The sequence below is a fragment of the Bradyrhizobium sp. Kon56 genome, from assembly GCF_055807635.1.
Genome location: NZ_JBVVOU010000549.1, coordinates 1 through 249, shown reverse-complemented (window position 1 = coordinate 249; position 249 = coordinate 1). Strand labels below are relative to the sequence as shown.

At 59.8% G+C, this 249-nt stretch carries 1 protein-coding gene; it reads right to left on the bottom strand.

Translation table 11 applies throughout. The features are described from left to right. Positions 1-249 (bottom strand): type 2 periplasmic-binding domain-containing protein (locus AC0L3B_RS40010; RefSeq protein WP_473383486.1); only part of this gene is annotated, 249 nt, incomplete at both ends.

Sequence of the window (249 nt, the reverse complement as noted above, 5' to 3'; positions counted from 1 at the left end):
CCACGCCGCATCGCGTAGGGCAAGGATTTGCCCGTACGAAACCAGAGAAAGCCCACGGTGCTGTGCCCGCCCTCCTCGATTTCATGGGGGTGCTCTGGCGTACCGAAGCGCTGCAGATAAGCGGGCGCGGCATACATGCCGATGTTCAAATCGCCCACATGCCTTGCCACCAGTGACTGATCGATGATTTCGCCGCCGCGCACCACGCAGTCGATGTTTTCGCCAATGATGTCGACAATCCGATCGCTC